Origin of the sequence: Facklamia sp. P12955 (genome assembly GCF_050409565.1) — a bacterium.
Taxonomy (GTDB): Bacteria; Bacillota; Bacilli; order Lactobacillales; family Aerococcaceae; genus Facklamia.
On sequence record NZ_JBNUPF010000044.1, the window covers coordinates 1 to 5,019 of the forward strand.

General features: G+C 35.4%; 6 protein-coding genes. 3 read left to right on the forward strand and 3 right to left on the reverse strand.

The genetic code is table 11. From position 1 onward, the window contains the following. Positions 1–382 precede the first annotated feature (382 nt). The 3 genes from ACQV2G_RS08880 to ACQV2G_RS08890 are packed head-to-tail and all read right to left on the reverse strand — an operon-like array spanning position 383 to position 2,743. Positions 383–1,726, reverse strand: coding sequence for a glucose-6-phosphate isomerase (locus tag ACQV2G_RS08880; RefSeq protein ID WP_428876622.1), 1,344 nt, complete (start codon positions 1,724–1,726; stop codon positions 383–385). Between the two features lie 11 nt (positions 1,727–1,737). Further along, a complete protein-coding gene (locus tag ACQV2G_RS08885) occupies positions 1,738–2,133 on the reverse strand; it encodes a CvfD/Ygs/GSP13 family RNA-binding post-transcriptional regulator (protein ID WP_428874509.1) in 396 nt (131 codons plus the stop codon). Between the two features lie 22 nt (positions 2,134–2,155). After that, positions 2,156–2,743 carry a peptidylprolyl isomerase gene (locus ACQV2G_RS08890; RefSeq protein ID WP_428874510.1) on the reverse strand — a complete coding sequence of 196 codons (588 nt, stop codon included), beginning with the start codon at positions 2,741–2,743 and terminating at the stop codon, positions 2,156–2,158. A 124-nt stretch (positions 2,744–2,867) separates the two neighbouring features. Here ACQV2G_RS08890 and ACQV2G_RS08895 point away from each other — a divergent pair, with 124 nt between their 5' ends. The 3 genes from ACQV2G_RS08895 to ACQV2G_RS08905 are packed head-to-tail and all read left to right on the forward strand — an operon-like array spanning position 2,868 to position 4,930. Further along, complete coding sequence (locus tag ACQV2G_RS08895; protein WP_428874511.1) at positions 2,868–3,383, forward strand: divergent PAP2 family protein; 516 nt, start codon at positions 2,868–2,870, stop codon at positions 3,381–3,383. Between the two features lie 13 nt (positions 3,384–3,396). Beyond that, a complete protein-coding gene (locus ACQV2G_RS08900) occupies positions 3,397–4,398 on the forward strand; it encodes an NAD(P)/FAD-dependent oxidoreductase (protein WP_428874512.1) in 1,002 nt (333 codons plus the stop codon). Further along, positions 4,391–4,930 carry a phosphatidylglycerophosphatase A family protein gene (locus tag ACQV2G_RS08905; protein ID WP_428874513.1) on the forward strand — a complete coding sequence of 180 codons (540 nt, stop codon included), beginning with the start codon at positions 4,391–4,393 and terminating at the stop codon, positions 4,928–4,930. Before ACQV2G_RS08900 ends, ACQV2G_RS08905 begins: the two co-directional genes overlap by 8 nt. Positions 4,931–5,019: the final 89 nt, after the last annotated feature.

Below are 5,019 nucleotides of genomic sequence, written 5' to 3' on the forward strand. Positions count from 1 at the left end.
ATAAGTGACAACTTCTATATACTAGCATGGTTTAGACTTTTTGTCAAACCTTTTTGAAAAGTTTTTTTAAACTTTTTTCGTTTCGGTCGTTCGTGACGACAAGAAATAATATAACATGAGTTGTTTGTTAATGTCAAATACTTTTCTAAGTTTTTTATTTTTAGCAACTCAAGATGCATTGCTCTTCGTTCGTGACGACAAGAATTAATATAGCATGGGTTGTTAGCTTAAGTCAATAGCTTTTTTAACTTTTTCTAAATTTTTTGTGAATTCTTTTTTGTTCTTCAATTCTATCAATAACCTCTGATGAATAAAAATCATTTGAGACGATCTATAGTCCGACCATCTCAAATGTTTTAACTTTTATTATCGATTGATAATTCTATATTCTTTGACTAAGTTCCTTTGTTAATTCTTCATAACCATCTTTACCAAGTAAGGCAAACATATTACGTTTATAGGCTTCGACTCCCGGCTGATCAAATGGGTTGACACCATTAAGGTATCCAGAAATAGCGACTGCCATTTCAAAGAAATAAATCATTTGACCGAGGCTTTCTTCATTCATTGCTGGAATGTTAATAATAAGATTAGGTACCTCTCCATCCGTATGGGCAATCATAGTTCCTTGATAAGCCATTTGGTTAACGGTTGACATTTTTTCTCCCTCTAAATATGAAAGACCGTCAACGTCTTCTTCTAATTGAGGGATTGTTAAATCTTTCCTAACTTTTTGTAAGTTTAATACCGTCTCAAATATATTTCGTTGGCCATCTTGAATAATTTGACCAATTGAATGTAGGTCTGTTGAAAAGTTAGCTGAACATGGGAAAATTCCTTTATGATCTTTTCCTTCAGACTCGCCAAATAACTGTTTCCACCATTCACCGAAAGCTTGTAAAGCTGGTTCATAGTTGATTAACAATTCATTGACCTTTCCTTTGCGATAGAAAATATTTCTTATAACAGCATACTGCATGGCTTGATTTTTTGCTAAATCCTCATTTAGATAAAGCTCTCTAGCAATTTTTGCCCCTTCAATCAGCCTTTCTATGCTTGCACCACTTACAGCAATAGGAAGCAAGCCCACTGGTGTTAAAACCGAGAAGCGCCCACCGATACCATCTGGGATTACAAAAGACTCATAATTATTTTGTTGGGCTTCTTTTTTTAATGCTCCTTTAGCTTGATCGGTTGTCGCATAAATTCTTTGATAAGCTTCTTTTTTTCCATATTTTTTGATTAGTTTTTCTTTTAAAACCCGAAAAGCAATTGCTGGTTCCGTAGTTGTTCCTGATTTAGAGATGATATTAATAGAGAAATCACGCTCTCCAATTACTTCTATTAAATCATTCAAGTAAGTGGATGATATGTTGTTACCAGCAAAAAGTATTTGAGGCAAACTTTTGCTTGGAGCCATCATATTATAAAAAGTATGGTTTAAAAAATCTATGGCTGCTTTAGCTCCTAAATAGGATCCGCCTATGCCGATTACTACTAATACTTCCGAGTTCTTTTGAATTTTTTGAGCTACTCCTTTAATTCGCTCTATTTCGGATTGGGGGAAATCAAGTGGCCAATCAATCCAATCCGTAAATTCAGAACCTGCCCCTGTTTTTTCTTTAAGTTCACGTAAAGAGGATTCTGCGAACCCACTTAAGTGCTCCATTTCTTTTTCTTGAAAAAAGTTCAAAGCCTTCGAATAATCAAAGCTAATTGTTTCCATTTATAAACCTCCTAAACTTCTATCTTGGTATTAAACTCATTTTCTTCAATAGAATGCATTGCCTGATCAATCCATTGTGGCATCTTATCTGCTATGGTCTTAAATCCTATGTCTGGTAAATTCCGTCTTTTTTTTCTTCGATTTCTAACAGGAAACAATGGGGTGTTAATTTTATCTAGTGCTCGCATGGATAAAGAAATTTTCTTACTGTATTCATCAATATCAATTACAACTACTTTAACTTTTTCTCCAATATTAATGAATTCATCTAAAGCCCCTACATATCCATGTTTACATTCGGAAATATGCACTAGACCCTGTTCTTCATCAGAAAGCTTTATAAAAATACCATAGTTCTGGATACCGGTTACTTCTCCTTCAATAATATCTCCTATTTTAAACTTCATATCGATTACCGTGCTTTCTCACTTATTTAGAAACGGTAACGGATTCAATCATCACATCTTCAACCGGTTTGTCTTGAGGCCCTGTTGTAACATTTTGGATAGCTAAAACATTCTCCATACCTCCAACGACTTGACCAAAGACAGTATGGCGTTGATCCAACCAAGGGGTTCCTCCTTTTTCTTCATAAGCCTTCACAACTTCATCAGGGAACCCTAAGTCTTTTAACTGTTGGAGCATATCAGCAGGTACATTTGGTGCAGTTACAATAAAAAATTGACTGCCATTTGTATTTGGTCCTGCATTAGCCATTGAAAGAGCTCCATAAAAGTTAAAAAGATGCATTGAAAATTCATCTTCAAAACTTTCTCCCCATTTGCTTTCACCACCCATGCCTGTTCCTGTTGGGTCTCCTCCTTGGATCATAAAATCTTTAATAACTCTATGAAAAATCACACCATCATAGTAGCCTTCTTCAGCTAAAGTAATGAAGTTTTCGACTGTCCTGGGTGCTTGTTCTTTAAATAATGCTAATTCAATGTCACCCTTATTAGTATGTAAAACAACTTGACTTTGTATTTCCTCTGTCTTTAATTGTGGAAAATTATTCATTTTATCGCTCCTTATATCTATTTTCTCTATCATTTTACTCGAAAAAAAACTAAATTTATAGTTAAAGGGTCTTATTTTTGTTAAGATAGTTAGTGTTAAAAATAAAAAGAAGGATAAGGATGCTATGAATTACCCATTAATTGCTGCTTTTACCGCCATTTTTTTCGCGCAAATGATTAAATATCCAATTGCCTATTATTCAAAGCGAAGTCCTAAATTAGATATAATCACTTCTACTGGTGGCATGCCCTCATCGCATTCGGCTGCCGTCGCAAGTTTAATTGCCAGTCTTATATTTGAATACGGTTTTGCTTCAGCACACGTAGCCATAGCAACTGTATTCGGTGTTATTATCATGTTCGATTCTATGGGGGTCAGACGTCAAAGTGGTGAACAAGGCCTTGTAATTGATGCTATCGTTAAACGTCTCTCTCAATCAAATTATGAGGATATAAATGTTCAATCAATTAAAGAAAAACTAGAAGACTCTGAATTTGAAACTGAAATTATTGATAATTATCAAGACCTTATAGTTACTAAATACCTTGGACATAAACCAACAGAAGTATTTGCAGGTATTATTACAGGCGGATTTGTGGCAGTAGTCATGCGCTTAGTATTCCTTGCGTTTTTTTATTAGAAAGGCAGAAATTATGGAAAATATTTATGATATAACAATTATCGGTGCAGGCCCTGTAGGCCTTTATACCGCTTTCTTCGCTCATATGCGAAACGCAAAAGTAAAAATTATTGAGTCACTTGAGGAGGTGGGGGGGCAACCAAATCATCTTTATGGTGAAAAGTTGATTTTCGATATTCCTGCCTATCCTTCGATTAAGGGGAATATTTTGAGTCAAAAACTATTTGAACAGGTCAATCATTTTAAACCAGATATTTCTTTGGGAGAAGAAGTCTTAAATCTCTCTCCCAGAGAAGATGGCATCTATACAATTCAAACTAGTAAAGAAATTTATTACTCAAAGACCGTTATCATTGCAGCAGGTAATGGAGCTTTTCAACCCCGAAAGCTTGGAATGGATAATGCGAATCATTTCGAAAATCATTCCTTACATTATATTGTTAAAAAACCTGAACATTTTAAGCATCAGAGGATAGCAGTATGTGGAGGAGGAGACTCTGCAGTTGATTGGGCACTCACCCTAGAACCAATTGCTAAAGAAGTCTATTTAATACACCGACGTGAAAACTTTCGAGCTTTAGAAAGCTCAGTATCCAAATTACATGCCTCGTCTGTTAAAATTCTAACCCCCTATAAAATTTTAACCTTAGAGGGTAAAAATCACCAGCTCGAATCACTCAAGCTTCAGCAGGTGAAATCAAAAAAAATAGTAGCACTTTGCCTCGATCAATTAATTGTCAATTATGGCTTTTCTAATTCTTTAGGCCATATAAAAGATTGGGGACTCAAGCTTTCTCGCAACCAAATCAAAGTTTCATCATTAATGGAAACTAATTTGCCTGGTGTTTTCGCTGTTGGGGATATTGCTGACTATCCTGGTAAGGTAAAGATCATTGCAGCTGGATTTGGGGAAGCCTTATTAGCTGTTAATCAAGCCTTACACTTCATCGATCCTAATTATCGACCGTCGCCCTTACATTCATCAACTATTTTTGAAGGAGAATTCAATGACTAAAGATTATATTCACTTAAAACACCTAGAATCCAGATCCTATGAATTGCTAGCTGAAAGAGGTGTTAGCATCGAAGAAATCGCTAAAATCGTCTACGATTTACAAAATACTTATGTTGAGACTTTAACTATGCAAGACTGCATTGATAATTTACATGCTGTGATGCAAAAACGAGAAGTTCAAAATGCTATTATAACTGGAATTGAATTAGATATTGCTGCTGAAAAAGGACTTTTGTCTCCACTTCTATGTGACTTATTAATGCGTGATGAGAGCCTCTATGGAATAGATGAAATTCTGACTCTATCAATCGTCAATGTTTATGGATCAATCGGTCTTACTAATTTCGGTTATTTAGATAAGCTTAAACCGGGCATTATTGGTAAACTAAATGATGAAAAAGATCAGCGGTGCAATACATTTATTGATGACATCGTGGGTGCCTTAGCCGCTGCCGCTGCAAGCCGAATTGCGCACGCACAACCACAAACTGATGAAATTTCCGTTCCTCCAAAAAAACCAAGTCATTTATAAGCTAAAAAAAGATAAGCTCAGCAGCTGAGCTTATCTCAGACTGTAGACAAAGTCCTTTAAATCACCAACCTATGGTGATTTAGAGGGCT